The organism is Labrys okinawensis (assembly GCF_002982075.1).
Lineage (GTDB): Bacteria > Pseudomonadota > Alphaproteobacteria > Rhizobiales > Labraceae > Labrys > Labrys okinawensis_A.
The window spans coordinates 281,227-307,192 of sequence record NZ_PUEJ01000003.1 but is presented as its reverse complement, the minus strand read 5'-3'; the positions used below and the strand labels follow the sequence as shown (position 1 = coordinate 307,192).

Here is a 25,966-nt window from a genome sequence, read left to right as displayed (position 1 = left end):
GCTCGCAATGACGCGAGAGTCAAACATCGCGACCGCCGGTATTACATGAAAGGCGGCGTGCAAAAGCCGGAGATCGATGATCCCCGGCTTTGCTCAATCAGCGATCGGACGAAGCCTCAATGGGCGTCGGCCCAGATCTTCTTCTTGGTGTAGTAGAGCAGGCTGGCCAGCACGATCAGGAAGATGATGACCACGAAGCCGGTCTGCTTGCGCTTCTCCAGCGAAGGATCGGCCGCCCAGGCCAGGAAGGCGGCGACGTCGCGCGTGTACTGGTCGACCGTCTGCGGCGTACCATCGGTATATTCCACCTGGCCATCGGCCAGGGGTTTGGCCATGCCGATCGAGCCACCGAAGATCTTGTTGTAATGCCCGTTCGGCGGAATGGTGACGCCCTCGGGGGGCTTCTCGTCATCCTTCAGATAACCATCGGTGATCAGGGCGTGGATGTAATCCGGCCCCTGCTCCTGGTACTGGGTGAAGATGTCGAAGATGAAGCCGGGGAAGCCGGACTTCACGCCGCGCGCCTTGGCGAGCAGCGACATGTCCGGCGGCACCGCGCCATTGTTGGCGACGGCGGCGGCCTGATCGTTGGGATAGACCAGCGGGAAGTAATCCGCCGGACGTCCCTTGCGCTCCAGCACCTCGCCCTTGTCGTTGGGCACGTCCATGACGGTGTATTCGGCCGCCAGGGCCTTCACCTGTCCCTCGGTGAAGCCCGGGCCACCGGGATCGGACAGGGTGCGGAAGGCAACGCGGTGCAGGCTATGGCAGGCCGAGCAGACCTCGCGATAGACCTTGAAGCCGCGCTGCAGCTGGCCCTGGTCATACCGGCCGAACGGGCCGGCGAAGCTCCACTGCTGGCGGGTCGGCTGCTCGCCCCCCTCCGCCCAGGCGGGCTGGGAGAGACCGGCAGCCCCGAACAGGGTGGCGAGGGCGACCGCCAGGCCGGCCATGCGTGAAGGTTTGAACATCTCAATCATCTCGTTCGCCCCTCAACCCTTGCTTTGCGATTCGGCGGTGTTTGCGGCCGGCAGGGGGATGCCGCCCGATTTCGCCAGAATGGCATCGGCGATCGAAGCGGGAACCGGCTTGGTCTGCTCAAACAACCCCAGCAACGGCAAGGCGATGAGGAAGTAGGCGAAATACAGCGCGGTCAGGATCTGGCCGATCACCACCTTCGAGCCTTCCGGCGGCTGCGAGCCGATCCAGCCGAGACCGATGCAGATCGCCACGAAGACGAAGAACACCCAGCGGAACACCGGGCGATAGACCGCCGAGCGCACCTTCGACGTGTCGAGCCAAGGCAGCAGCGCCAGCATGACGATCGCAGCGAACATCATGATGACGCCCAGCAGCTTGTCCGGAATGGAACGCAGGATCGCGTAGAAGGGCAGGAAGTACCATTCGGGCACGATATGCGCGGGCGTCTTGCCGGGATCGAAGGTGATGTAGTTCTCCGGATCACCCAGATAATCCGGCATGTAGAACACGAAATACATGAAGAAGATCAGGAAGCAGGCGATGCCGAAGGCGTCCTTCAGCGTCGCATGCGGCGTGAAGGGCACCGAATCCTTCGGGGTCTTGATGTCGACGCCGGCCGGATTGTTCTGGCCGACCACATGCAGCGCCCAGATGTGAAGCACGACGACGCCCGCGATCATGAAGGGCAGCAGGTAGTGCAGCGAGAAGAAGCGGTTCAGGGTCGGGTTGCCCACCGCATAGCCGCCCCACAGCCAGGTCACGATCGACTTGCCGAACACGGGGATGGCGGAGAACAGGTTGGTGATGACGGTAGCGCCCCAGCCCGACATCTGGCCCCAGGGCAGCACATAGCCCATGAAACCGGTCGCCATCATCAGCAAGAAGATGACGACGCCGAGCAGCCACAGCACTTCGCGGGGGCCCTTATAGGAGCCGTAATACATGCCGCGTGCGATGTGGAGATAAACGGCGATGAAGAACATCGAGGCGCCATTGGCGTGCAGCTTCTGAATCAGCCAGCCCCAGTTCACGTCGCGACGGATCAGATCCACCGAGGTGAAGGCCAGGCTCGAATCGGAGACGTAGTGCATCGCCAGCACCACACCCGTGAGGATCTGCGCACCCAGCATGAAGGACAGGATGGCGCCGAAGGTCCACATATAGTTGAGGTTGCGCGGCGTGGGATAGGCGATGAACGAGGAGTGGACGAGCCCGCCGATCGGCAGGCGGCTCTCGAACCACCGTCCAAGGCTGGATTTCGGAGTCCAGGTCGAGGTTCCGCTCATGAATTGTGACCTTAAGCTTGTGCGTTCGATTCGGCGCCGATCATGATCTTGGTCGGGCTCTCGAAATTATAGGGCGGAACTTCCAGGTTGAGCGGAGCCGGACCCTGACGGATGCGTCCCGAGGTGTCGTAGACCGAACCATGGCAGGGGCAGAACCAGCCGTGATAGGAGCCCTCGTTGACCAGCGGGATGCAGCCCAGATGCGTGCAGATGCCCACCACGACCAGCCATTGCGCCTGGTCCTTCTTGACCCGGTCCGCATCGGCCTGGGGATCCTTCAGGTCGGTCAGCTTGACGTCCTCGGCCGCCGCGATTTCGGCCTTGGTGCGGTGACGAATGAAGATCGGCTTGCCGCGCCAGAAGATCTTCACAGACTGCCCCTCGGGAATCGGCGTCAGGTCGACCTCGACCGGCACGCCCGCCGCGATGGTCGCCTTGTCCGGATTCATCTGGCTGATGAAAGGCCAAGCTGCGCCAGCGACACCCACAGCACCGACCGCGCCGGTGGCAATGTAAATGAAATCGCGACGAGTGGGCTCTGCGGCGTGTTCGTTCGTGACTGCCACGGATCGATCCTTCTCATACGTCGCATCCCGGCCGCCGCCGGGATGATGGAGGAACCGGACGTATCAGCCCCGCACCATCCATACTCTGCCAAATCTCGGCCACCCCAGCCGCGCCAAACCGGATCGCGGCGAAACTGGGGCAAACCTTATCAAGGGGCTCATGCCACTCTGTTGCGAAGTTGTCTAGATCGTGCAGCCCGCAAATGGCGCTATGTCGCATGACATCAACGCCATAAATGCAGATTCTCTATCCCCGATGCCGGCAGCGTACCCTATGAAGAACGCTTCCGTTCCTGCTCTGCCGATCGCCCATGCCGCTCACCCTCGCCTTGTTTCAGCCCGACATCCCCCAGAACGCCGGCACGATGCTGCGCCTATGCGCCTGCCTCGGCGTGAAGGCCGCCATCATCGAGCCGGCCGCCTTTCCCGTGTCGGACCGGGCGTTCCGCCGCGCGGGCATGGATTATCTCGACCATCTCACCATCGACCGCCATGTTTCCTTCCCGGCTTTCGAGGCATGGCGGGCCGCGAGCGGACAACGCCTGGTGCTGCTGACGACCAAGGGCGCGGTGTCCCTGAGCGGCCATGCCTTTCAGCCCGACGACATCCTCATGGTCGGCAGGGAATCAGCGGGCGTACCCGATGCGGTTCATGCCGCGGCCGATGCGCGGGTGTTCGTGCCGATGCGTCCGGGGCTGCGCTCGCTGAACGTGGCCGTTGCCGCCGCCATGGTGCTGGGCGAGGCCCTGCGCCAGACGGATGGCTTCCCGTCCACGGCAGATTCTCCTTGATCGAACACCGGCTTCCTGCGGGCTTTCATTGATCCTGCGCAATTGCCTGCCGGTGGAAACGGACTATAGAGGCAGCATGACAAAGCCCGGTTCCGCCCCCCTTTCCCCCGAGATCGCCCCCCGTCAGGCCGAGGCCCGTGCCTGGTTCGAGCTCCTGCGCGATCAGATCTGCGCCGCCTTCGAGACACTCGAGGACACGCTGCCCCAGGCTCAGGCCCAGCCCGATCTTCCGGCCGGTACTGCCGCGGGACGCTTCAAGCGAACCCCCTGGCAACGCACCGACCACACCGGCCGCCCCGGCGGCGGCGGCGTGATGGCGATGATGCATGGCAGGGTTTTCGAGAAGGTGGGCGTGCATTGTTCGACCGTCCACGGCGAGTTCTCGCCCGAATTTCGCACCGACATTCCGGGCGCCGCCGAAGATCCGCGCTTCTGGGCCTCCGGCATCTCCCTGATCGCCCACCCCTGGAACCCTCACGTGCCCACCGTGCACATGAATACCCGTTTCGTGGTGACCACCAAGGCCTGGTTCGGCGGCGGCGCCGACCTGACGCCGATGCTCGACAGGCGCCGCACGCAGGAAGACCCGGACAGCCGCGATTTTCATGAGGCCATGCGCCGGGCCTGCGAGGCACACGCGGTCGCCGACTATGATCGCTACAAGAAATGGTGTGACGACTATTTCTTTCTCAAGCATCGCAACGAACCGCGCGGCATCGGCGGCATTTTCTATGATGGGCTGGCCAGCGGCGACTGGCAGGCCGATTTCTCCTTCACCCAGACAGTCGGCAGCGCCTTCGCCGCCATCTATCCCGAGATCGTGACGCGCAATTTCGAAAAGCCCTGGACGGAAGCCGAGCGCGAAGAGCAGTTGGTGCGCCGCGGACGTTACGTCGAATTCAACCTGCTCCATGACCGTGGCACGCTGTTCGGCCTCAAGACCGGCGGCAATGTCGCTTCGATCCTGTCCTCGATGCCCCCCACTGTGAAATGGCCCTGACCTGCCAGGGCCTGCCCTCTTCCTATCATCGGGCTGCAGGGGGATAGGCCCGCAGCCTGTCCTTCAGCAAAAGCGTTTTGCGATTTGACGGAATCACTTCGAATCGCACTTCGTCTCCAGGCGCGATGCGGCCCGTTGCTGCCATCGACAAGATCGGGCCACAATGTCTCTGACAGATGCGTGTCGCCCCTCGGAGACCCTGCCGCATGCCCCGCCCGACGACCGCTCTGGTGGCTCTTGCCACCGCTGTCTTCTCGACGATATCGGCTGGAGGCGGCGGCGCCTTGGCCCAGCCGTCGGGGGCACCCGTCGCCAGCGCCTGCACGCTGCTGGCCGACGTCGCGACCGGCAAGCTGCTCAGGCAGGAAGGGAGCTGCGACAAGCCGATCACGCCGGCTTCGACCTTCAAGATCGCCATCAGCCTGATGGGTTACGATTCGGGCCTGCTGAAGAACGAACATGTGCCTGCCCTACCTTTTCGCGAAGGCTATGCCGACTGGCTGCCGGAATGGCGCACCACCACCGATCCGGCGAGCTGGATAAAGAATTCGGTGGTCTGGTATTCGCAGCAGATCACCCGCAGCCTCGGCAAGCTGCGTTTCAAGCGCTACGTCGCTGAATTCGATTACGGCAATCGGGACGTCTCGGGCGATCCGGGCAAGCAGAACGGCCTCACCCAGGCCTGGCTGAGCTCGTCCCTCAAGATCACGCCGCTCCAGCAACTCGACTTCCTGGAGCGGATGGTGCGTCACCAATTGCCGGTTTCGAATCACGCCTACGACATGACCGCCCGCATCCTGGTGCTGGCGCCCCTGCCCAATGGCTGGGAAATTCACGGCAAGACCGGCTCGGGCGCGCCCCGGCGTTCCGACGGCAAGCTCGACTTGGATCATGCCTATGGCTGGTTCGTGGGCTGGGCCAACAGGGACGGCCGCAATATTGCTTTCGTCCGCCAGGTGCAGATGGACGGCAGGAGCAATCCGAGGGCCGGACTGCAGGCACGCGACGCCTTCCTGGCGGAGCTGCCCGACTTGCTGGACAGGCTGTAATCCAGTCCATGCCGGCCGGGCTGATCCTCGTCACAGCAATTCCTCCCCGTCGAGATAGGTACGCAGGAAGGCAGGTACTCGGACCTGTCCCTGTGGCGTCTGGTGATTCTCGATCAAGGGCACCAGGATGCGTGGCGTCGCGATGGCGGTGTTGTTCAGCGTGTGGCAGAATCGAACCTGCCCTAGCCGATCCCGCCAGCGGATGTTGGCTCGCCTAGCCTGCCATTCATGCAGGCTGGAGCAGCTATGGGTTTCCCTGTAGCGCCCGAGGCTCGGCACCCAGGTCTCGATATCATTCATCCGCACCTTGCCGGGGCCCATGTCCCCCGTAGAGCATTCGACGACCTGATAGGGCAGGCCCAGCGCCTGCAGGATGGTCTCGGCATTGGCGAGCAGCCGGGCATGCCAATAGGCGGATTCCTCGGGATCGTCGCGGCAGATCACATATTGCTCCACCTTATAAAACTGGTGGACCCTGAGCAGACCGCGCACGTCGCGTCCGCCGCTGCCGGCTTCGCGACGGAAGCAGGGAGAAAGGCCCGCATAGAGCAAGGGAAGATCGCGCTCCTCGATGATCTCGCCGCCATGCAGGCCAGTCAGCGCGATCTCGGCCGTACCTGCGAGATATAGGCCGTCGCGCGGAAGCTCAAAGGTATCTTCCCTGGCGAAAGGAAAATGGCCGGTATTGACGAAGGCTTCTCCGCGAACCAGGGCCGGAACGGAGATAGGCTGGAATCCCTCGCGGGCGAGGCGGCGGGACGTGTCGAACAGCAGCGCTTGCTCCAGCAAAGCCAGGCGCCCCTTCAACACGTAACTGCGAGCCCCAGCAATTCGAGCAATCCGAGCTTGATTGATCCAGCCATGCCTCTCGGCGATGGCGACGTGATCGAGCGGCGCGAAGGCGAAGTCGGGCCGATCACCGACGGTACGCACCACCCGATTGCTTTTCTCGTCCGGCCCGACCGGCGCCCCTCGCCATGGCAGGTTAGGAACCGCCATCAGGAGATCACGCAGAACCTGTTCCGTCTCGCCGGCATGTGCCTGAAGGGCGGAAAGCTCGCCCGCGATCGCCCTGGAACGTTCGGCACCAGCCATGCGCAAAGACGCAGAGCCGCCGGAGAACTGGGCCGTGATCCGATTTCGCTCCGCCCTTAGGGCCTCGAGCCGTGTCTTGTCGCGACGCAAGGCGGCATCAAGGGCAAGGATCCGATCCAGATCCACCCTCATGCCCTTGACCCGGGCCGCTTCGGCGACGGCAGCGGCGTTGTTACGAATGAAAGCGATGTCCAGCAATGTTGCCTCCTGATGCTGGCGACGCGCAGCGGCAGGAGCAAACGAAAAGGCCCTGCCGGATGGCGGGGCCCTGGTTGAAACGCGATGGCGGAGAGAGTTCAGCGCATGCGACTGCAACGCGGCCCCGGGGGGTCGGACGAGATCAGCCGCGAGTGCGATCGAATGAATCTGAACATGATGTCACCCTGCCAGCGATGTCGACGAAGGTCAATTGGCCCAACCTGCGAAAACCGCCCGTCTCAGTCGGCCGTCGGCAAATGGCGCATGGTGACGAAGATCTGTCCGTCCGGCAGTTCTTCCCAGTATTCGATCTCTGTCATATAGGCCGCCTTGGGATAGCGGGTAAACAGATCGCGCGCCTTGGCACGTGCTTCCTCACGCGGCAAAGTAAAGCTCTCGCGCCGGAACCCCAGCGACGTCTGCGACCGTCGGTCTGCATGGCGCTTGGCCAGCGTTCTTGGCCGGATCTCGTCGCTACGCATTCTCGTATCCTCGGCCCATTCCGTTGAGGCAGGCCCGGTCGGAAACCTGCATCTGCAATTTAGGGCCTCCCGGCTCAAGAGTCGAATCGCAAGGGTAAGACTCAAGCTCCCCTCATCCCCCTGCCGGGACCTTCTCCTGCAAAGGGAGAAGGTCCCGGCAGGGGGATGAGGGGTCAAGGGGACCTGTTTGCGGAAACACATTCCGCTTCAGAAAGCTACCGGCCCTCGCGAGCCCAGAGCAGGGTGACGCCGCCAAGCAGCAAGGCAAGGCCCAGCAGGCCCGCGAAGAGCGGGATGGTGTCGATGCCCTGCACGACCGACGCTTCGCTGCGCTTGAGGCCGATCCAGCCGCTGCCGCCATAGGCGGAGCCGGCGCCGACCGCGCGAACCGCCGGTATCGACAGGCCGGACGCAGTGGCGAGGCGCTCCACGCTGCCGCCGGTCTCGCCGGCGATGCCCTTCAGCCGATCCGGCGTGGAGAGCAGGTCCTGGAATTCCCGCGGGTTGGCGGGGCCGACATTGGTGATCGCCTGCAAGGCGCCATCCTCTGCCCGCCACAGCCCCATCACGTCGGTGGAATAGACCGCGCTCCACAGGCCGGGCTTCTCCGGCTTGAGGGCGAGCCGGACCTTTTCGCCATTCGGGCCGGTCAGTTCGACGGGCGCCGCCGTCTCCGCCATGGTCTGGCGCTCCACCGTGATGTCGCGGCCGACGGCCCGTGCGCGCAGAGCCTCCTCATCGAGATCGGGCTCCTTCAAAAGCCAATGCGACAGGCGCCGCAGCAGGTCGACATGGGGCCCGCCGCCCTCATAGCCGCGCGCCCACAGCCAGGCGTGGTCGGACAGCAGCAGGGCCACCCGCCCCTTGCCCTGATGGGCCAGCACGAGAAGCGGATCGCCGCGGGCGCCGGTCATCACGGCGCTGCCTTCGCGCAGCTTGGTCTCCACCGTGGTGAACCACTGGCCCCAGGCCGGTGGATTGACGTTGCCGCCCGGCAGGTCGCGCGTCACCGGATGGCGTTTGCCGAGCGGGCTGATCTCAGGCCGATAGGGCTGATAGAGCACGTTGCCCGAAGGCGAGGCCGGTAGGATCTCGGCAAGGCCTGTGCCCCACAGGCTGTTCTCGGAGGCGTAATCGGCGCCCGATGCGAGCAGGATGGCGCCGCCATTGCGCACGAACTCCGTCATATTGTCGAAATAGGCGGCCGGCAGCAGGCCTTCCTGCGCATAGCGGTCGAAGATGATCAGGTCGAAGCGGTTGATCTCCTCGTCGAACAAACGATGGGTCGGAAACTGGATCAGGGAGAGTTCGTTGATCGGGGTGCCGTCGCCCTTCTGCGGCGGCCGGAGAATGGTGAAATGCACGAGCTCGACATTGGCGTCGGCCTTGAGCAGGTTGCGCCAGGTGCGCTCGCCCGCATTGGGTTCGCCCGAGACCAGCAGGACACGCATCTTCTCGCGAATGCCCTCGATCTGCAGCACGGCCCTGTTGTTCACCGACGAGAGTTCACCCGGCACGGTCTCGGCTTCGAGTTCGACCACATTCACGCCGGCATGTTCGATCGGCACCTGCAGCGAGGACAATTCGCCGACCGGCACGGTGGTCCGTGCAATCTCTTCGCCATCGCGGCGCAGGATCACGCCCGCCGTCGAGGGCATGTTCGGACCGCGATCGACGACGCGGAAGCGGATGGTGGTGGCCTGCTTCACCAGCCCGAAGCGCGGCGCCTCGACCAGGCTGATCTGGCGGTCGCGTTCGTCCTCCCGGCCGGTGATCAAGGCATGGAGCGGCGCCTTGAAACCGAGCGCGGCCGCGCGTGCCGGCACATCATGGACCACGCCGTCCGTCAGCAGGATGGCGCCACCGACGCGATCCGGCGGCACGTCGGACAAGGCCGTCGCCAAGGGGGCAAAGAGCTGGGTGCCGTCGGCACCGGATTTGACGCCGCCGCCCGCTTCGACCACGCGCAACTCGGTATTGCCCAGCGCCTTGATCTGCCGGCTCAGTTCGTCGCGCGCCGCGTCCGTCTGCCGCGTCCTCTCGTCCAGCGACTGGGAGGCGGAACGGTCGACCACCAGGGCCACCACATTGGGCAGCACCGCGCGCTGCTCACGCGTCAGGATGGGGCCTGTGAGAGAGAGGACGAACAGGCCCAACACCAGCGTGCGAAGCCAGGCCCCGCGCAGGCGCGCCAGCAGGCACAGCGCCGCGACAGCAGCCGCCAGCACGGCCACCCCGATGACGACCGGCCATGACAGCAGCGGCAGGAACTGCAGGGAGAAATCGCTCATCAGCGTCCGAGCCTCTCCAGGAGATCCTGCACATGCACCTGATCAGCTTTGTAGTTACCGGTCAGGGCATACATCACCATGTTGACGCCGGCGCGATAGGCCAGCTCACGCTGGCGCTCCAGCCCCGTGGAAACCGGAAAGAGCGGATTCATCTGGGCATCGACGGCCCAGGCCGCGGCCAGATCGTTGGAGGTGATGATCAAGGGCGATACGCCGTCTCCCCCCAGGACGGGCTTGTCGCTGTCCTCGGATGTCGGCGCGGTGGCCTGCACCCAGGTCTCGCCATTGTCATAGCGCCCGACGAACTTGTCGAGCAGGTAGAAGGTTTTGGTCAGCACGTGCTTGGCTGGAATCTGTTCGAGCTCGGGGATGTCGAGCCCGGAGAGCAGGCGCTTGAGCGTTTCGCCGGCCGGCGTGGCAGCCCCGCCGGCATCCTGCTGTAGGGCATCGCGCGTATCGAAAATGATGGTGCCGCCCGACTTCATGAACGCGTCGATGCGCGCCATCACCGCCGGGGGCGGGGGTTCCTTGCCGGGCACGATCGGCCAGTAGATCAGCGGATAGAAGGCGAGTTCGTCCTTGGCGGGATCGATGCCATCGGGCGGTCCCGGCTCCAGCGCCGTGCGTTCGGCGATATAGGCGGTCAGGCCCTTGAGGCCGGCGAGGCTGGTGTCGTCGGTTTCCTTGTCGCCGGTGACGATATAGGCAAGGCGCGTCTTCAATGCAGCATCGAAGGGACGGTTCTGCGCCTGCGCATTGGGCGGTGCCAACAGGGAGAGGGAAAGCGCCAGCACGACGAGGGCCGCCGACCCCACGCCGGGGCGGGCAAGGCGCGTCCAGCCGCCCGCCATGAAGAAGACGATCAGCGCGTCGGCCAGCAACAAAGCCAGGGCAACCAGCAGCAGGGCAGGCCCGAGGGCAATCGGCTTGGCAACCGTATAATCGGCCAGGGACGCATTCACGGCGGTATAGTCCAGGGGTTTCAACACGGCATTGGCGGGCAATGCGTTGACGGCCACCAGGCCGTCGGGCGGCCCGTAGAAGCCGGGCGGATGATCGGGGCGGCCGATGCCGGGCTGGTCCGCCCGCACGGGCTGGGCGGTCGCCGGCGGAACCTGGAAGGCTCCGAGACCGTCGAGCGTCCGGCTCGGCGCCGCATAGACCGGGGCCGCGGCGCCCGCCTGCGCTGCGACAGCACCCGTGACCGGCGCAGATTTGGCAAGCCCCACCACCTTGCGCAGCATCTCCACGAAGCTTCCCGACAAGACGAGATTGGACCAGGTCGTGTCGGCCGTCACATGAAAGAGCACGATGACGCCATTGCCCCGTTTCTCGGCCGTGACCAGCGGCGTGCCGTCCGCCAGGGCGGCCCAGGTCCGGCCAGGCAGATCGATATCGGGCTCGGCGAGCAATTGGCGCTTGACGCTGACGTCGTCCGGCAAGGCAAGGCCCGCGAAGGGACCGTTGGCATCGAAGCTGCCCAGCTTTTGCGGCTTCTCCCAGGAGAGCGTCCCGCCCAGGGTACGCCCGCCCTGGCGCAGCTTCACCGGCAGCAGCGTATTCTCGGCGGCCGCGAGACGCGATCCGGCGAAGCGCACCAGAACGCCGCCATTCTCGATCCAGGTGGAGAGCTTGACCTCGGCATCGCCGAGATTGCCGACATCGGCCAGCATCAGAACCGGCAGCTTGTCGTCGAGAAAGCGGCCGATCGCCTCGGCCGGAGACGTCCCCTCGGCGGTCCTCACATCGGCATAGGGTTCGAGCGCCCGGGTGAGATAATAGTTCGCCGACAGCAAGGGCTGGCTGACATCCTTGTCCTGCCCCGAGACGATGCCGACCGTACGGCGTCGCCAGGTGCGGTCGAGCAACTGCACCGCACCGGCCGAGGCGTCGCCGACGATTTCCAGCCGCGCCACATCGTTGCGGATGTCGACGGGCAGGTCGAGTTGCGCGGTCGTCTCGCCGGCGCCTGCCGGGAAACTGAAATCGGCCTGGCCGACCGGCAGGTTCTTGAGGTCGACAGCCCTGACCGTGCCGGACAAGGCCCGGTCGAGCTTGCCCATGCGCAGGACGCGCACCGAGATGCCGCTCGGCGCATTGGCCGCACCGGCAAGGGCGAGGGAACTGCGGGCATCGTCGCGGTAGACCGTCACGCGTCCCTGCTTGCCGGCTTCCGACAGAGCGGAGAGAAAGCCATTGTCGCCATCGCCGGCCAGGCCGTCCGAGAACCACACGATCTCGGCTTCCGGCGCCGCGCGCAGGAAGGAGGCGATGGCGGGCGCATAGGCGCCGCGATTGGCCTGCCAGGGCTGCGGAGCGAGCGCCGCAAGGCGCGGACCGAGGCTTGCGGCGGGGCTGAGCGACAGATCGGTGAGCGGCTCGGCCAGGGCGGCCAGGGCGACCGGGCGGCGATCCTGCTCGGCTGCGGCAAGCGCGGCCTGGATCACATCCCGCCGCTTGGTCCAGGTCGCGGCGGAGCCCCAGCCATTGTCGACGAGGAACAAGAGCGGCGTCACACGCGTCGCTCCGGACTGATTGAAAGGCCGAAGCGTCGGCACGGCCAGCATGGCGATCACCAGGGCCGCCAGGATGAGACGCAGAGCCGTCAGCCACCAGGGCGAGCGCGCCGCCACCCGCCCGCGCGGCAACAAGCCGTAGAGCAGGCGCAAGGGTGGAAAGTCGACGCGCTGCGGCCGTGGCGGCACCAGACGCAGCAGGAGCCAGATCGCCGGCAGCAAGGCCAGGGCCGCCAGCATCCAGGGCGAGGCGAGAGCCAGCGAACCTAGCATCGATCAAGCCTCGGAGGATTGAGCCTCTCAGTCGCCGCCCTCATATCCCCTCCCCCTGCTGCAGCAGCGGATGCAGGGCCAGCACGGCCTGCGAGGCCGGCTTGTCAGTGCGGTGCAGCGTCATGCTCCAGCCATAACGGTGCGTGATCGCCCGCAAGGCGTCGCGATGGGCGGCAAGCCGGGCCTCATAGGCCTGGCGAATGTCCTGAGCCCGCGGAGCCTGGAATTTCGCACCCGTCTCGGGATCGATCAGTTCGGTGCGGCCGGCAAACGGGAAGGTCTCCTCGATCGGATCAGCGACGACCAGGAGATGGCCGCGCGCACCGCGGGCCGCCAGGGCGGCAATGGTGCCGCCCGTTACTTCAGGCTCGTCGAGAAAATCGCCGATCAGGATGGCCTCGCTGCGGGGCCCGAGCGCGATCCGCTCGGGCAGGCCGCCGCGCTCCGCCGCGGCGGGCGGGGCCGCCGCCATCAAGGCGAGAGCGAATTTTTCGATGATCGCCCGCTGCGAGGTCGGCCGCGCCAGGCCGATCAGCCCGACGCGTTCACCGCCCTGCACGAGGAGATCGGCAAAAGCCAGGCACAGCACCAGCGCCCGTTCGAGCTTGGAGGTCTGCGCCAGATTGGACGCCAGATTCATCGAGACCGAACGGTCGACCCACAGCCACAGGGTCTGGGCCGCGTCCCATTCGTGCTCGCGCACATAGAGTTCGTCGCCGCGCGCCGAGCGGCGCCAGTCGACATTGGCGGCCGCCTCTCCGGGCGCGAAATGGCGGAACTGCCAGAAATTCTCGCCCTGCCCGGCCCGGCGCCGGCCATGCAGGCCATGCAGCGCCGTCGCCGCCACGCGGCGCGCCTCCAGGGCAAGCCTGGGCATGGCTTCGGCCAGATCGAGCGCCGCCTGCTGCAGGCCGGCGGACCTGACCGCCTTGTGCTCGTCGATCAGCCGCGTGGAAACCGCCATCCGCTCAGCCCAATTTGCGCGCGAGGCGTCCGATCACGCCCTCGACGCTCTCGCCATCGGCTCGGGCAGCAAAGCTGAGGGCCATGCGGTGCTTGAGCACGGGTTCGGCGAGCGCGATGACATCGTCGATCGAAGGAGAGAACCGGCCCTGCACCAGGGCACGTGCGCGCACCGCCAGCATCAGGGCCTGGCTGGCGCGCGGGCCCGGACCCCAGGCGATCTTCCCGGCAAGGTCGGGTGTCTCGCCGGGACGGGCCGAGCGCACCAGCGTAAGGATGGCTTCGACCACGGATTCGCCGACCGGCAGCCGCCGGACCAGGCGTTGCGCGCCCAGAAGGTCCTCCACGCTCATGGCAGGCCGCGCCGGGGCTTCCTCGGCGCCAGTGGTGAACAGCAGAATGCGCTTCTCGTCCTCTCGGTCCGGATAGGGAACGTCGATCTGCATCAGGAACCGGTCGAGCTGGGCTTCCGGCAGGGGATAGGTGCCTTCCTGCTCGAGGGGATTCTGCGTCGCCAGGACATGGAAGGGTTTGGGCAGGTCATGGCGCTCGCCCGCCACGGTGATGTGATATTCCTGCATCGCCTGCAGCAGGGCCGACTGCGTGCGCGGCGAGGCGCGGTTGATTTCGTCCGCCATCAGCAACTGGGCGAAAACCGGCCCGCGCACGAAACGGAAGCTGCGCTTGCCATTTTCGCTGGCGTCGAGCACCTCGGTGCCGAGTATGTCCGAGGGCATCAGGTCCGGCGTGAACTGCACGCGCTTGGCATCGAGCCCCAACACCACGCCGAGCGTCTCGACCAGCTTGGTCTTGGCAAGCCCGGGCACGCCGACGAGCAGGCCGTGCCCGCCCGACAGCAAAGTGATCAGGGCGCCATCGACCACGGCCTCCTGGCCGAAGATGACGCCATGCACGGCTTCGCGGGCCCGCTTGATCAGATCCGCCGTGGTTTCGGCCGAGCGGATGATGGCTTCGTCGAGATTGGTGGCGGTATCGGCCGTCATCATGCCTCGCAGGAAACGCGCCGGACAGGGGCGCTGGATAATGGGAAAGCTTGCGCGATTCCCTTGTATCGCAGGATACTAGAGAGCAACTAAGGCAGGAGCGAGAGCTTCTCTGTCGTTTTCACGTCCGTTTTATCACCGAGTGTTCTCGAATATGGTCCAGACCGATCTGGCCGGATTGACCAAGGCCGTCAAGGAAACCGGCAAGCATGCCGGGGCCCGCCCGGTGCACCTGTGGAACCCCCCGTTCTGCGGCGATATCGACATGCGCATCGCGGCCGATGGCAGCTGGCACTACATGAAGAGTCCCATCGGGCGGATCGAGCTCGTCAAGCTGTTTGCCTCGATCCTGCGCCGCGATGAAGATCGCTATGTGCTGGTGACGCCAGTGGAGCGCGTCGGCATCGCGGTGGACGACGTGCCTTTCGTTGCCGTGGAAATGCGCGTGGAAACGGGCGCTGGCGGGCAAATCCTGTCCTTCCGAACCAATGTCGACGACTGGACCGAGGCCGGCCCCGATCATCCCATGCGGTTCGAGATCGGCGCGTCCGAGGGGCTGAAGCCCTATGTGCATGTGCGGGCCGGCCTGTGGGCGCGGGTCAACCGTGCCTTGTATTACGATCTTGCCGATCTCGGCGAAGTCCGGGAGATCGACGGCGTCGCCATGTTCGGCGTCGCCTCGGGCGGCAGTTTCTTTGCCATGGCCCCTGCCGACGAAATCGGTGCCGCCCCCCCGGACACCGCCCCCTGACATGCTGACCGCCCTGCCCCCTTCGACCCATCACCCCGAGCTCGAGGCCTTTCTCGAACGAGCCCGGCACCGGCTTGCCGCCGAGCCGCCGGCGGGGTTGCATCTCGACAGCGTGCCCGATCATGGCGACCACCGCTTCTCTCCCGGCCTGCTTGCCGAATTGCCCGCCGCGCCCGCCAAGCCGGCAGCCGTGCTGATCGCCCTCATCGACCGGCCCGGCGGGCCAACGGTGCTGCTTACCCATCGCTCGAGCGCACTGCGCAACCATTCGGGCCAGATCGCGTTTCCGGGCGGGCGCATCGATCCCGGTGATGGAAGCGCGCTGGCAGCCGCCATGCGCGAGGCCGAGGAGGAGGTCGGCCTGTCGGCCAGCCTGGTCAAGCCGGTCGGCTATCTCGATCTCTATCTCACGGGTTCCGGCTACCGCATCGCACCGGTGGTAGCCCTGGCCGACCCGGGCATGGTGCTGCACCTCAATCCCGCCGAAGTCGACAGCGTGTTCGAATGCCCGCTGGCCTTCCTGATGGATCCGGCCAATCACCTTTCCGAAAGCCGGGAATGGCGCGGCGCCATGCGCCAATATTATGCAATTCCCTGGCAGGGGCACTATATCTGGGGGGCGACGGCGGGGATCATCCATACCCTTTATGAGCGGATCTATGGCTGAGGCTGGTTCTCCCCGGCCAAATCGTTCCCGTCAAACCCGAAACCATAGCTGACGATACGCCCTCATGTTCCGGCCTTTCCTGTTCGAGGCAGTGCTGTTCATCCTGCCCTTCCTGGTCTATGGGGCCTGGGTGCTGCTGCGCGGCAAGCGGCCCGGGCTCCCCGAGCGGACGGGAATGCCGCTGCTGCGGCTGATTGCGCTGGGCGTGATATGCATGGCGGTCGGTCTGGCGCTCTTCGCCCACTATGGCGGAGCTCCTGCCGGAAGCGGCTATACCCCTGCGCATATGGAAAATGGCAAGCTGATCCAGCCCGAGACGCGATAGAGCGAAGTGCATTCTCCGAATCGGATTTTTTCACTAACTTGTTGTTTTGACGCATTTTCTCAGCTGGGAAGCCCGGCGACTTTCCTGGAAGATGCTTTTGGATGCCTGATCGGATGGATGAGCGTTTCCCCTGGCTCGACAAGCCGCCCTTGTCGACGCTGCTCGCGGCCCTGAATCATGACGGGGAAGAGGCGCGGGTGGTGGGAGGCGCCGTGCGCAACGCCCTGCTCGGCGAGCCCGTCGCCGACTGGGACATCGCTACCACGGCCCTGCCCGTGGAGACCCAGGCCCGCGCCCGAGCGCAGGGCTGGAAGGTGGTGCCCACCGGCATCGAGCACGGCACCGTGACCGTGGTCATCGATGGCCATCCTCTCGAAGTGACGACGTTGCGCGAGGACATCGAGACCGATGGCCGCCGCGCCGTGGTGCATTTCGGCCGCGATTTCCGGGCTGATGCCTTCCGGCGCGACTTTACCATCAACGCCCTCTCGCTCTCTCCGGACGGCCGGCTGCACGATTATGCCAGCGGCCTCGCCGACATCGCCGAGCGGCGGGTACGTTTCCTCGGCGATGCCGATCGGCGCATCGCCGAGGATTATCTGCGCATTCTGCGCCTTTTTCGCTTTCATGCCCGTTTCGGGAAGGGACAGCTGGACAAAGCGAGTTTCGAGGCGGCGATACGCGGGCGCGGCGGCCTGCGCCGGCTCTCGGCCGAACGCATCAGGGCCGAGCTTCTCAAACTGCTCACGGCGCCACGGGCGGCAGAGGTCCTCGCCGAGATCGACGCTGCCGGCTTTCTCGGCATTCTGTTGGGAGGCATTGCCCGTGTCGAAGCTTTTCAACGCCTCACGGACCTGGAAACCCGGAGCGGGGCGGAACCCGATGCGATCCGGCGGCTGGCAGCTCTCGGCCTGTTCACGCGCCATGATGCCGAAAGGCTGGCGGGGCGGCTGCGTCTTTCCAACGCCGAGGCCAAGCGCCTGACAACGATTGCCCTGGTGCTGGAGCGCGTCAGGCACGCCCCCCCGCTTCCCAAGGCCAGGGAATGGCTCTATCGCCTCGGTTCCGAGCTTTATCGCGACGCTATGCTGGTCACGGCCGCACATCACGCCGAAGCTGATTTTGCCGAGGCCTTGGCTTTACCTGAGCATTGGAGCGTTCCCGCCCCTCCCTTCAGCGGCAGGGATCTCGCACAGCTCGGCATCAAGCCCGGCCCGCGCATCGGCCGCATTCTCGCCCGCGCCGAACAAGCCTGGATCGATGGCGGCTTCAGTCGTGACAGCTCGCAACGCCAGGCGATCCTGGAGGAAGCTGTACGCACGACCGCATGACAAGTGCGATGTCTTGAAAAGTCGCGGCCTTGATCAGCCGCCGCGCGCAGCGCCGGAGACCCCTTCGAAGGCTCCCTCGACCAGTTCCTTCACCAGGAGGCGAAGCGGGTCGACCGGACCGGGCAGCACCACGCGTCCCGGCGCGATGCGCTTGAAGCCGACCCGGCTGTAATAGGGCTCGTCGCCCACCAGGATGACGAGCCGATGGCCGATCTTGGCGGCCTCGGTCAGGCTGGCCTGCATCAGCGTCAGCCCGATGCCGCGCGACCGGAAGGCCGGCTCCACAGTCAGGGGTCCGAGCAGCAGGGCCGAGGCCTCCCCGACATGGATCGGCGTCAGCCGGATCGAACCCACGATCATCGAACCGATGCGCGCCACATAGGACAGCTTGGGATGGGGCGGCACTCCCTCGCGCAGGCGAAAGGCCGTGCGGGCGAAGCGGCCGGGACCGAAGGCCCGTTCATGCAGCTTGTCGATGACGGCGCCGTCGTCAGGCGTCTCGGGGGTGAGGTCGATGGCGATTTCAGGCATTGCGATGGTTCCGGCAGGCAGGGGGCGCCCGCCGGTTCGACCGTTCAGGCGCGCAAAAGGGAGTGGGGCGAAACCACGGTTCGTCGTCGCAGCTGAAGGCTCTTCGTCATCATGGCCGGCGCGTACAGCAAAAGCGGGCGCCTTACAACCGGATTTATCGATCGGATGCCATTTTGGGGCACGAATTGTGCCATTCCGAGAACCGGCACGCTGGGAATGCCGCCGGCATGGGGCAGCCTGTCACCACAAGCCGTCCGGCTGGCGCCGTCCCGCCACTTCGTCGAGCCGGCGGCGTGTCGCCTTGGTGGTCTCCTCCGGCAAGGCATCGAGGGAGAAGAAACCGGCCTCGGCGATCTCACGATCCGGCAGGCGGGGCTGCGTCTGGGTGTAGTGCCGGACCACGAAGAAGGCGACGTGGTCACGTCCGCTGACCTCCCGGTTCCAATAGAGCCCCTGCAGCTCAGGAGGTCCTTCAAGACGGATGTGCCCCTCCTCCTCGAGCTCGCGGGCCAGGGCCTCCAGCGCGGTTTCCCCCGTCTCGATGCCTCCGCCCGGTAGATACCAGCCCGGCACATAAGTATGCCTCACCAGAAAGACTTGGTCCTGCCCGTCGAGCACGGCAGCGCGCACGCCCAAAGTCATGCCGCGCTGCATTCGGGAATAGATCATGAAAAGCGGAGTCACCAGACGCCCGACCTTCTGTCGCAATGTAATCGAGGAAGAAATCATCCGCCGTGCTCAGTGATTGGAAATGAAGCGGCAAGGCCTTTTTCAAAACGGCGGGGTCAAAACACTTCTCATCTCCCGCCATCCCGCCCGCGCATGGCTGTCCAGCGCGGCAAGCAGCCTTTACCGGCTGGTAAAATACCTGTTTTTACGCTATTGGAGCGCCACCCTAATAGAGGAGACCCAGGGGCCTTCGCCCCGGTAGAGTTCGATGTTGACCTATTTCCGGCTGCTTGCCAGCGCCGTTCGTATCCATGCCAAGACCCAGGCTACCCGCGACACTGTCGCATTGTTGACCTTCAGCAAAGCTTAACGATCGTCCCGCCACTTGCCGGCGGTCGATGATCTCAACCCAGATGACGCCTGCCGTTCGCAAAAAACGCGCAGGCGTTTTGCGTTGACAGAGGCAGGTCATATGGCCACGCTAGCGTCATCGATTGTCGCTTCTTGATACCTCGCCTTCCGATTGCCTCCTCATGTTCAAGCTCGCGCATATTTCAGACCCCCATATCGGGCCGTTGCCGCGAGCCAGGGCCAAGGAACTGGCGGGAAAGCGGGTTCTGGGCTGGATCAACTGGAACCGAGGGCGCCGCGATGTCCACCGCATGGACGTATTGCAGCAGCTCCTCGCGGATTTGCATGCGCAGTCACCCGACCACATCGCCCTGACCGGCGATGTAGTCAACCTCGCCTTGCCCGGCGAATATCCGGCGGCCCGTGCCTTTCTCGAAACCGTCGGTGCCCCCGACTTCGTCTCGCTGGTACCCGGCAATCACGACGCCTACACCAAGGGCGGCGCCCTCCATTTGCTCTCGGCCTTCGATCCCTGGATGCGCGGTGACAATACCGGCGCCCATCCGCTCGAGGAGGACGAACGCTTTCCCTATGTGCGCATCCGCGGAAAAGTGGCTCTCGTCGGCCTGTCCAGCGCCATTCCGACCGCGCCGTTCATGGCGACCGGCAAGCTCGGCCCGCGCCAGATCTCCAAGCTCGGCCCCATCCTCGAGCATCTGGAACATGAGGGCTATTGCCGCGTGGTCATGCTGCATCATCCCGTGCGGCGTCAGGATGCCGGGCCGACCGCGATGCTGATCGATTGCGACCGGCTGAACGCCGTGCTGCGCCGCACCGGGGCGGAACTCGTCCTGCACGGGCATATCCATACCGGGCTGGTGCATCGCATCAAGGGCCCCAAGGGGCCGATACCGGTGGTGTGCACGCCCTCGGCCTCGGCCGCGCCGGAGCGTGCCCGCTGGCCGGCCTCCTACAATCTCTTCTCGATCACCGGCAAGCAGAAGAATTGGAAGATCGGCCTGACAGTCCGGGGCTTCGTAGCCGCCGGCCATCCGCCGGAGCAGTTGCGCTCGCAGGAACTGGCCTGACGGCAGCAGGCTCGCTCGAAAGAGAGCCCCCTTTGATCCTCAGCCCGATCGGCCGTTAAGCTGGAACCCGCCTATGGCGATCACAGCAAGCCGCGCTTGGCCAGGTTGCGCAGGAGATGGCTGGCACCGAAAGTCCAGGGCGGCGCATCGGAACTGCGTACCATGCGATTGGTGAGCGAGCCGAGTTCCGGGGCCGCGATGGTGACGACGTCGCCGATCTTGTGGGTGAAGCCCTTGCCCTTCTCGTCACGGTCGTCGATCGGGGCGAACATGGTGCCCAGGAAAAGCACCGCACCATCGGGATATTGATGATTGACGCCGATCATCTGGGAGACGAGATCGCCGGGATCGCGGCTGATCTTGGAGATCGAGCTCATGCCCGTCAGCCGGTAGCCTTCGGGGCCGCGCACTTCCAGCGTCACGTCGGCGCGCCTGACATGGTCGAGCGAGAAGGTGGAATCGAACAGGCGCACGAAGGGACCGACCGCTGCCGAGGCATTGTTGTCCTTCGCCTTGGAGAGCAACAGGGCCGACCGTCCCTCGAAATCGCGCAGATTGACATCGTTGCCCAGCGTCGCACCGACGATCTTGCCGGCCGAGGATACCACCAGCACCACTTCGGGTTCGGGATTGTTCCAGGTGGAATTGGGATGAAGGCCGGCATCGGCGCCCGTGCCCACGGCCGCCATGGGCTGGGCCTTGCTGAAGATCTCGGCATCCGGCCCGATGCCCACCTCCAGATATTGCGACCAGGCGCCTTGGGCGATCAGTACTTCTTTCAGCCGTGCTGCTTCGGCCGAGCCGGGGCGCAAACGCGCGAGGTCGTCACCGACCAGCTTGACGATCTCCGCTCGAAGGGAAGCGGCCGCGGCCGAGTTTCCCCGTGCTTTTTCCTCGATCACCCGTTCGAGCATCGAAACCACGAAGGTGACGCCGGCCGCCTTGATGGCCTGGAGATCGATGGGCGCCAACAGCCAGGGCTTGCGCAAGTCGCGGCCGGTGGGGGGCGTATTGGCAAGGATTTCGGCCAGGGAGCCGATTTCGGTCGAGGGTGCCGCCTTGGCAGCCTGGGCCGGATTTCGCGCCTCGCAAAGATCCCTGACCGTCGGAAAGCTGGAGGTGATATCGTGCAGGCCATCCTCCTTGGCAACCACGACGGCTGGTCCCTCGGCATCCGGCAGCCAGACACGCCCGATCAATGTCCCGGCGACACCGTCCACCGGGAGAGTATTTTCGGGGGTGAGCGTGAATGGCATTGCGGACCTCGCGGCTGGGAAAGAGCTCTAGTACCCTGCCCTTAGCGTCAACCGTGCCAATGGGCAAGACTTGCATAAGCGGTATACAAAGATATGCGCCCTACGAATGTGGATTAGCCTCACAAGTATAGGCCCATACGCAAAATTGACTAGCCGCATATTCCCAATATTTTGGGAATTAATTCAATATATCGAGAGTTAAATACAAACTGTTTCAAAAAATGAGACGCCAATATTTCCGTATTGGATTTTGTTCCAAAAGTTTAACACAAAAAAACTAGCGTTTACGTCCACACTCGGCCATTTCTTGCCTGCGGCTAGTCGGACAAACGCAACTCGGTACGGAGCATTTTAGGTATTAAAGTACGTGCTAACGAAGTTCCGAGATCGCAAAAAAGGTTCGAAAATCTTCCGGCGTGTCCAAGCTCGAATCATAGACAGGATTGCGCGTGGGAAAAGCTGCGATTTGGTCGGGATAATCCGCAATCAGACTTTCACTCGATAGATCAATGCTCTCCACGTCAAAATCCGTCGGTACGATCACAGGGTAACCCCGTCGCTCGCCACGTAACGGAACCAGCGCCTTGCGCTGGTCGCCGGCGCGGTACTGCTCGATCAAGCCTGCTATTTCACGCTCCGTCAGGCGCGGCTGGTCGCCAACACATAATATGATACCGTCGCAATTTCTCGTGCCCGCCAACAGGCGGGCCCGCTCGAAGGCACGCCGGATCGCCGTCGCCGCACCTTCGGAAGGCGGCGAATCCACGAATTCGACTGGCGTGCGGATCAGCGCCTCCTCGATGCGTTCCTGCTGATAGCCGGTCACCACAACGACATCGGCGATAACACCGCGGATGGTCTCGACGACATGGCGGATCATCGGGCGGGCAGAAATATCGAGCAACAGCTTGTTGCAGCCCATACGCCGCCCTTCGCCGCCAGCGAGGACGACCGCGATATAGTTCGCCAAAGGCAGATCATCGTCCGCGAGCATGATGACACTTTGCTCTTTGGATAAGGTAAAGCGGCATACACGCTTTTGCCGCACTTGGCCATCGCGGAAGCAATCTGCAGCGCTGAAATCGATCCGATCGTGCGGTTAACGCTTCTTTTTGAAAATACCCCTTAAGCTGCGGCCATGTTGCGTCGCGTTGCGTGTTCTCTCGTGCTGGGTACGGTTCTGGGTAGCCTGGCTGGTTGCGGATCGTTCTTCAATCTCGAAGAGCGAGAGCCCTGGCGTGCACAGGTCGAGGCCCAATGTCTTGCTTCCGGCGAGGTCCGGGAAACAGCCGGCATTCGCATTGCGCAGGCCATCGAGGGCCCCGGTGTCTGCGGCGTCGACCATCCCTTCCGCGTCACCGCCCTGAACACCACCGGGGCACCTGCCGCGCCGGTCTACGCTGCCTTGCAGCCCCGCGCGCCGGCAACCGTGGCGCCCCAGCCCAATGATGCGCCCCAGCCGCAATATGCCCCGCAGCCTTCGGACGCTCCGGATGGACTGCTGCCGCCCGCATCGGTCGGCGACCAGACGGGTGCGATCGGGGACGGCGACGCATCGGCTCCGATGTCCTACCGGGCCACCCCATCGCCCGGTCCGGTTCGCATCGCCGACGGCGGCCCCTTCTCGGTCTCGATGGACCGCAGCCTGGTGCTGTCCTGTTCGATGATCCCCGCCATGACGCGCTGGCTGGTCCAGGACGTGCAGCCGGCGGCGATGGCCAATTTCGGCTCCCCGATCGTGGAGATGACGACGTTCGGCAGCTATTCCTGCCGGCGCCGCAACAATGGCCATTTCGGCCGCATGTCCGAGCATGCTTTCGCCAATGCCGTCGACGTCAAGGGCTTCAAGCTGGCCGACGGCCGCGAGACACGCATCCTGACCGGCTGGCGCGGCTCGGCCCAGGAGCGCGGCTTCTGGCGCGACATCGCCTTTGGTGCCTGCGCCAAATTCACCACCGTGCTCGGCCCCGGCGCACCTTTGCACGACAACCATCTGCATCTCGATCTCGCCCGCCACGGCGTGCGCAGCAAGAGCGTCTGCCGTCCCCGCGCTCCCGCCGGTTGGGTTGCCGCCGCGCAGCGCGGTGCAGGCGGCGCACCACCGCCTTCCGAGGATTATACGGGCTCGATCCAGGACGTGCCGGCCGGCGGCTACGACGAATGACGGCGCTTTAAGCCAGAAGCGCCGCCTCTTCCTCTCCGATCACGCCGAGCCGAGCCGCCGCCAGCAGCAGATGGCGGCGCATGGCGCTACGCGCATTCGCAGCCGAACCGGTCTCGATGGCGCGGTAGATGTCGCCATGTTCCCCGATGACGCTGTCGACGTGAGCCGGGCCTTTCTGCAGGGTATTGTTGCGGGCGATGGTCACGCTCTGGTGCAGCAGCAGGGACAGATAGCGTTGGAAATCGGCAACCTTGCCATTGCCGCTCGCCACCGCGACAGCACGATGAAATTCGATATCGGCGCCAGCGCCGAGATCCTGGCCGAGCTTGGTGCGATCCATTTCCTGCAGCCAATGCCGGAGCAAGACGAGATCGGCCTCCGAGCGGCGAACGGCGGCAAGCCCGGCGCCCTCCACTTCCAGACACAGGCGCAACTCGAAGATCTCGCGCAAGGCAACGCCGCTGCCGACTTCGGCGTCGCGGATGCGGAAGGAGCGCTGCAGGGGGGCATCACTGACGAAGACCCCGGCTCCCTGGCGGCTGACCACGATGCCATCGGCCTTGAGACGAGACACCGCCTCCCGGATCACCGTGCGGCTCACGCCGAAGCTGGCCGCCAGTTCAGGCTCGGTCGGCAGGCGGGCGCCGGCTTCGAAGCGTCCCTTCTCGATGTCCTCCTGCAGCGCCGCGACCACCCGATCAGCCAGCTGCAGGGGCCTGCCGATGCGTCTATTCCCGTCGCCGGCGGCCCCCTCGGATTCCGGGGCCGGGTGCATTCGCTCTTTGAGGGCCAAATGCGCCTCCTCGTGGGTGATCGAGCGGACTATCGCCCGGATTGGTAACGTTACGCGGATCGATAACGCGCCTCAAAACATCATAACGTCAAATTCATCATATGACCATGTCACTATGTGATATTGACATATTTCTATCATTGTGGAAGCCTCCGGCCAACTACGCAAGTCAGGACACATGAGCCGATCACGACTGGCCGCGCGGCTCCGCCGCCTGGCCTCAGCGGAACGATCGCCGGCGCAGGAGGACATGACGATGGCACCCAATGATCGGGGCGCGAACGAGACCGTCTTCACCCTGGAGGCAACGCAGCTCAAATTCGGCAATGGCGCCGTCGAAGAACTAGACTGGGAACTCAAGCGCCTCGGGCTTCGCAAGATTTTGCTGGTCGCCGACCCGCGGTTGCGCCGGCTGGGAATGACCGAACGCGTCACCGATATCATCGCGCGCGCCGGTGTCGAGATCAGTGTCTTCGAGAACATCCTGGTCGAGCCGACCATCGAGTCGCTTGGGGAAGCCGCCGCCTTCGCCGCATCCCGGGACGTCGACGGCTTCGTCGCCCTGGGTGGCGGCTCCACAATCGACACCGCCAAGGTCGCCAATCTCATCCGCAGCCATGGCGGCGCCATCATCGACTACGTCAACGCACCCGTCGGCGGCGGTCGCAAGCCACCTTCTCCGCTGCGCCCCCTGATCGCCATCCCGACCACCTCCGGCTCGGGCTCCGAGGCGACCACGGTGGCGGTGCTCGACATTCCCGAACTCAAGATGAAGACCGGCATCTCGCATCGCTATATGCGGCCGACGCTGGCCATCGTCGATCCCGAACTGGCGCGCACCACGCCGGGAGCGGTCACGGCCTCCTGCGGCCTCGACGTCGTCTGTCACGCGGTGGAATCCTTCATCTCCCGCCCCTTCGACGCCAGGCCTCGCCCGGCGACGCCCGACGACCGGCCGCCCTATCAGGGCAGCAATCCGGTGGCCGACATCTGGTCCCTCAAGGCGATCGAATTCGGCGGGCGCTTCCTCGAGCGCGCCGTCCGCGACGGCAACGACCTGGAGGCGCGCGGCACCATGATGCTCGGTGCCACCATGGCGGGCATCGGCTTCGGCACGGCCGGCGTACACATCCCGCACGCCTGCGCCTATCCCCTCGCCGGCCTCAAGCACAGCTACAGCGCACCGGGCTACGAGACGAGCCATAATTTCGTGCCGCACGGCTTCTCGGTGATCGTGACCTCACCGGCGGTGTTCCGCTTCACCTATGATGCGGCCCCCGACAAGCATATCCAGGCTGCCGAGCTCCTCAATGCCGGGCCGATCGCCAATCCCGGCCGGGACACGCTGCCGGATACCTTGATCCGGCTGATGAAGGCGGTGGGAGCGCCGTCGGGCATCGCCGAGCTCGGCTATGGCGAGGAAGACATTCCCGCTTTGGTGCAGGGCGCGCTCAAGCAGCAGCGCCTCCTGGTTGGCGCCCCCAAGGCCATCGATGCCGCCGGAATCGAGGCCGTGATGCGCCAATCCCTGCGCAACTGGTAGGC

22 protein-coding genes and 1 pseudogene are annotated in these 25,966 nt (G+C 64.9%); 10 read left to right on the top strand and 13 right to left on the bottom strand.

Translation table 11 applies throughout. The annotated features are described in order from the left end of the window. Positions 1-116: 116 nt before the first annotated feature. Together C5L14_RS30815 and petA are read right to left on the bottom strand one after the other, a co-directional pair. Positions 117-2,267 (bottom strand): annotated as a pseudogene (locus C5L14_RS30815) (cytochrome c1). Positions 2,268-2,278: 11 nt separating this feature from the next. Continuing rightward, positions 2,279-2,833, bottom strand: a complete 555-nt coding sequence (petA, locus tag C5L14_RS08485) for a ubiquinol-cytochrome c reductase iron-sulfur subunit (RefSeq protein ID WP_105861606.1) — start codon at positions 2,831-2,833, stop codon at positions 2,279-2,281. 311 nt (positions 2,834-3,144) lie between these two features. Between petA and C5L14_RS08480 the strand changes: the two genes are divergently transcribed. From C5L14_RS08480 to blaOXA, 3 genes are all read left to right on the top strand, one after another. Further along, a complete protein-coding gene (locus C5L14_RS08480) occupies positions 3,145-3,624 on the top strand; it encodes a tRNA (cytidine(34)-2'-O)-methyltransferase (protein WP_105861605.1) in 480 nt (159 codons plus the stop codon). A gap of 76 nt (positions 3,625-3,700) precedes the next feature. Continuing rightward, a complete protein-coding gene (hemF, locus tag C5L14_RS08475) occupies positions 3,701-4,624 on the top strand; it encodes an oxygen-dependent coproporphyrinogen oxidase (RefSeq protein WP_105861604.1) in 924 nt (307 codons plus the stop codon). 206 nt (positions 4,625-4,830) lie between these two features. Then, the gene (blaOXA, locus tag C5L14_RS08470; protein WP_105861603.1) at positions 4,831-5,673 is read left to right on the top strand and encodes a class D beta-lactamase; all 843 of its coding nucleotides are present in this window, start codon (positions 4,831-4,833) and stop codon (positions 5,671-5,673) included. Between the two features lie 30 nt (positions 5,674-5,703). Here blaOXA and serS read toward each other — a convergent pair whose 3' ends face one another. From serS to C5L14_RS08440, 6 genes are all read right to left on the bottom strand, one after another. After that, positions 5,704-6,966: a serine--tRNA ligase gene (gene serS / locus C5L14_RS08465; protein ID WP_105861602.1), complete on the bottom strand. Its 1,263-nt coding sequence runs from the start codon at positions 6,964-6,966 to the stop codon at positions 5,704-5,706. 239 nt (positions 6,967-7,205) lie between these two features. Next, positions 7,206-7,448, bottom strand: coding sequence for a hypothetical protein (locus C5L14_RS08460; protein WP_105861601.1), 243 nt, complete (start codon positions 7,446-7,448; stop codon positions 7,206-7,208). Positions 7,449-7,663: 215 nt separating this feature from the next. After that, positions 7,664-9,739, bottom strand: a complete 2,076-nt coding sequence (locus tag C5L14_RS08455; RefSeq protein ID WP_105861600.1) for a hypothetical protein — start codon at positions 9,737-9,739, stop codon at positions 7,664-7,666. Continuing rightward, the gene (locus tag C5L14_RS08450) at positions 9,739-12,528 is read right to left on the bottom strand and encodes a DUF4159 domain-containing protein (protein ID WP_105861599.1); all 2,790 of its coding nucleotides are present in this window, start codon (positions 12,526-12,528) and stop codon (positions 9,739-9,741) included. The genes C5L14_RS08455 and C5L14_RS08450 overlap by 1 nt, the downstream gene beginning before the upstream one ends. 40 nt (positions 12,529-12,568) lie before the next feature. Continuing rightward, positions 12,569-13,492, bottom strand: coding sequence for a DUF58 domain-containing protein (locus C5L14_RS08445; protein WP_105861598.1), 924 nt, complete (start codon positions 13,490-13,492; stop codon positions 12,569-12,571). Between the two features lie 4 nt (positions 13,493-13,496). Next, the gene (locus tag C5L14_RS08440; RefSeq protein WP_105861960.1) at positions 13,497-14,495 is read right to left on the bottom strand and encodes an AAA family ATPase; all 999 of its coding nucleotides are present in this window, start codon (positions 14,493-14,495) and stop codon (positions 13,497-13,499) included. Positions 14,496-14,649: 154 nt separating this feature from the next. Between C5L14_RS08440 and C5L14_RS08435 the strand changes: the two genes are divergently transcribed. The 4 genes from C5L14_RS08435 (at position 14,650) to C5L14_RS08420 (ending at position 17,569) form a co-directional block, all read left to right on the top strand. Beyond that, a complete protein-coding gene (locus C5L14_RS08435; protein ID WP_105861597.1) occupies positions 14,650-15,246 on the top strand; it encodes a DUF1285 domain-containing protein in 597 nt (198 codons plus the stop codon). A 1-nt stretch (position 15,247) separates the two neighbouring features. Next, positions 15,248-15,913, top strand: coding sequence for a CoA pyrophosphatase (locus tag C5L14_RS08430; RefSeq protein WP_105861596.1), 666 nt, complete (start codon positions 15,248-15,250; stop codon positions 15,911-15,913). A gap of 64 nt (positions 15,914-15,977) precedes the next feature. Further along, complete coding sequence (locus tag C5L14_RS08425; RefSeq protein ID WP_105861595.1) at positions 15,978-16,238, top strand: DUF6111 family protein; 261 nt, start codon at positions 15,978-15,980, stop codon at positions 16,236-16,238. Between the two features lie 113 nt (positions 16,239-16,351). Then, positions 16,352-17,569, top strand: a complete 1,218-nt coding sequence (locus tag C5L14_RS08420; protein WP_245443309.1) for a CCA tRNA nucleotidyltransferase — start codon at positions 16,352-16,354, stop codon at positions 17,567-17,569. 33 nt (positions 17,570-17,602) lie between these two features. On the opposite strand, the gene C5L14_RS08415 is transcribed toward C5L14_RS08420, so the two are convergent. Continuing rightward, the gene (locus C5L14_RS08415; protein WP_105861593.1) at positions 17,603-18,100 is read right to left on the bottom strand and encodes a GNAT family N-acetyltransferase; all 498 of its coding nucleotides are present in this window, start codon (positions 18,098-18,100) and stop codon (positions 17,603-17,605) included. 240 nt (positions 18,101-18,340) lie between these two features. Next, a complete protein-coding gene (locus C5L14_RS08410) occupies positions 18,341-18,769 on the bottom strand; it encodes an NUDIX domain-containing protein (RefSeq protein ID WP_245443308.1) in 429 nt (142 codons plus the stop codon). 533 nt (positions 18,770-19,302) lie between these two features. Between C5L14_RS08410 and C5L14_RS08405 the strand changes: the two genes are divergently transcribed. Then, the gene (locus tag C5L14_RS08405) at positions 19,303-20,208 is read left to right on the top strand and encodes a metallophosphoesterase family protein (protein WP_105861591.1); all 906 of its coding nucleotides are present in this window, start codon (positions 19,303-19,305) and stop codon (positions 20,206-20,208) included. 80 nt (positions 20,209-20,288) lie between these two features. Here C5L14_RS08405 and C5L14_RS08400 read toward each other — a convergent pair whose 3' ends face one another. Together C5L14_RS08400 and C5L14_RS08395 are read right to left on the bottom strand one after the other, a co-directional pair. After that, entirely contained in the window at positions 20,289-21,464 is a 1,176-nt protein-coding gene (locus tag C5L14_RS08400; RefSeq protein WP_105861590.1) for a fumarylacetoacetate hydrolase family protein, read from the bottom strand. Positions 21,465-21,834: 370 nt separating this feature from the next. Beyond that, the gene (locus C5L14_RS08395) at positions 21,835-22,458 is read right to left on the bottom strand and encodes a nucleotidyltransferase family protein (RefSeq protein ID WP_105861589.1); all 624 of its coding nucleotides are present in this window, start codon (positions 22,456-22,458) and stop codon (positions 21,835-21,837) included. 171 nt (positions 22,459-22,629) lie between these two features. Between C5L14_RS08395 and C5L14_RS08390 the strand changes: the two genes are divergently transcribed. Continuing rightward, a complete protein-coding gene (locus tag C5L14_RS08390) occupies positions 22,630-23,628 on the top strand; it encodes an extensin family protein (protein WP_181161085.1) in 999 nt (332 codons plus the stop codon). A 7-nt stretch (positions 23,629-23,635) separates the two neighbouring features. Here the strand turns inward: C5L14_RS08390 and C5L14_RS08385 are convergent, their stop codons facing one another. Next, positions 23,636-24,421 carry a FadR/GntR family transcriptional regulator gene (locus C5L14_RS08385; RefSeq protein WP_146126865.1) on the bottom strand — a complete coding sequence of 262 codons (786 nt, stop codon included), beginning with the start codon at positions 24,419-24,421 and terminating at the stop codon, positions 23,636-23,638. Between the two features lie 256 nt (positions 24,422-24,677). Between C5L14_RS08385 and C5L14_RS08380 the strand changes: the two genes are divergently transcribed. Continuing rightward, a complete protein-coding gene (locus C5L14_RS08380; protein ID WP_210203215.1) occupies positions 24,678-25,964 on the top strand; it encodes a hydroxyacid-oxoacid transhydrogenase in 1,287 nt (428 codons plus the stop codon). The last annotated feature ends 2 nt before the right edge of the window (positions 25,965-25,966 follow it).